This window comes from Mesorhizobium sp. M1006 (genome assembly GCF_040318825.1).
Lineage (GTDB): Bacteria > Pseudomonadota > Alphaproteobacteria > Rhizobiales > Rhizobiaceae > Mesorhizobium.
In genome coordinates this window covers 1-1,965 of record NZ_JAMYMZ010000124.1, presented here as the reverse complement: position 1 = coordinate 1,965, position 1,965 = coordinate 1, and the positions used below count along the sequence as shown (strand labels likewise).

Sequence of the window (1,965 nt, the reverse complement as noted above, 5' to 3'; positions counted from 1 at the left end):
GGTTATGTGGCGCGCCACATAACCGTTCAACGGCGCACTTTATGTATTCCGCGCCAAAAGAGCGGACAGGATCAAGATCGTCTGGTGGGACGGCAGCGGCGTGTGTCTTTATGCCAAGCGGCTGGATGAGGCGAAGTTCTGCTGGCCGCGGATCGGCCACCACCGGGTCCAGCTCAATCATGCTCAGCTCATGGCTCTGGTTGACGGAATGGACTGGAAACGGGTTCGAACGGAGACCGTCAGGCGGCCGCAATCGGTTGGGTAAAACCCTGCGGCATGATGAATCAGGGGCCTGAAAACGCGGGAAAATTGCCCGCGAATATGCTCTGATTTTGGCCATGTCGGCACCCGATCTCGCGCTCCCGGACGACGTTGACGCGCTCAAGGCGATGGTTGTTGCCATGGCCGAAAAAGCCGCCGGTCTGGAAGAGCGTAATGCCGATCTCGAAGCCCACAATACGCATCTCGAGTTGGTCAACAAGAGCGCTGAGGAGCGGATCGCACGACTGACGGCGGTGGTGAAGATGCTGGAGCGGTCGCGCTTCGGCAGCCGCTCCGAAAGGTTGCGGGCCGGTGCGCTGAGCGAGGAGCAGTATGCTCTGGTCTTCGACGAGATCGAAACCGGCGTGGCGGCCATCCAAGCGCAGATGGAGAAGTCTGCGGGCGGCTCGAAAGCGAAGCGCGCTCCGCGTCCTCGCAAAGGCTTTGCGGCCCATCTCGAACGGGTCGAGGTGGTTATCGAGCCCGAAACGCCTGCTGGCTGCGAAAGGCTGGCAAAGATCCTGATTGGCGAGGACGTCTCCGAGCGGCTCGATGTCACCCCGGCGAAGTTCCGGGTGATCGTTACGCGTCGCCCCAAATATGCCTACAAGGGTTGGGACGGCGTCATCCAGGCAGCCGCGCCCGCCCGCATCATCGAAAGCGGCATTCCGACCGAAGCGCTGCTGGCGCAGATCGCGGTGTCGAAATACGCCGATGGCCTGCCGCTCTACCGCCAGGAAGCGATCTATGCCCGCGATCAGGTCGAGATCGACCGGTCACAGATGGCGCAGTGGATGGGCAAGGTCGGCTTCGAGCTCGAGCCGCTCGCCGATTACGCATTGACCCGCATCAAGCAGGGTGAGCGGGTCTTTGCCGATGAGACCACCCTGCCAACGCTGGCCCCAGGATCGGGCAAGGCCAAGACGGCCTACCTGTGGACCTATCTGCGCGATGATCGGCCGTTCGGTGGCAGCGGACCGCCCATCGTCGCCTACCGCTTCGAGGACAGCCGCGCCGGCGAATGTGTCGCCCGTCATCTGGACGGCTATCGCGGCATCCTGCAAGTCGACGGATACGCCGCCTATAACCGGCTGGCCCGATCCGATCGGGGCAATGACGGCGTGATGCTGGCGGCGTGCTGGTCGCACGTGCGGCGCAAGTTCTACGAACTGCATGCCGCAGGCTCCTCCGTTATCGCCTCGCAGACGGTGGCGCAGATGGCCCCACTGTGGGCCGCCGAGGAGGCCGTACGCGGCCAGGACCCGGCAGTACGGATAACTGCGCGTCAGGAGAAATCCGCCGTCATCGTTGCCGCTCTCTTTGCGCTGTGGGAAAAGGAGCTGCCCAAGTTGTCGGGAAAATCGAAGCCGGCCGAGGCGATCCGCTATGCACTCGGCCGGCGTGCCGCGCTGGAGCGCTTCCTCACTGACGGCCGGATCGAAATCGACTCCAACACCGTCGAGCGCGCGATCAGGCCACAGACAATTACCCGAAAGAACAGCCTCTTCGCAGGCAGCGACGGCGGCGGACGGACATGGGCCACCATCGCCACCCTGCTGACCACCGCCAAGATGAATCAGGTCGATCCGCACGCCTGGCTCACCCTGACCCTCGAGCGCATTGCCAATGGCTGGCCAAACAGCGATATCGACGCCCTCATGCCATGGAATTACCAGCGCTGAACGGCCTCAGCTGCCCGCTTAC

The 1,965-nt window shown here is 63.2% G+C and carries 2 protein-coding genes; both read left to right on the top strand.

The features are described 5' to 3' along the window. The first annotated feature begins 70 nt into the window (after positions 1-70). Complete coding sequence (gene tnpB, locus NKH60_RS34810; protein ID WP_352875106.1) at positions 71-265, top strand: IS66 family insertion sequence element accessory protein TnpB; 195 nt, start codon at positions 71-73, stop codon at positions 263-265. Positions 266-338: 73 nt separating this feature from the next. Beyond that, positions 339-1,943: an IS66 family transposase gene (tnpC, locus tag NKH60_RS34805; protein WP_352875104.1), complete on the top strand. Its 1,605-nt coding sequence runs from the start codon at positions 339-341 to the stop codon at positions 1,941-1,943. Positions 1,944-1,965 lie beyond the last annotated feature (22 nt).

Excerpts from the sequence above, each read along its gene's own strand:
- tnpC (WP_352875104.1), top strand. The coding sequence starts at position 339 with ATGTCGGCACCCGATCTCGCGCTCCCGGACGACGTTGACGCGCTCAAG.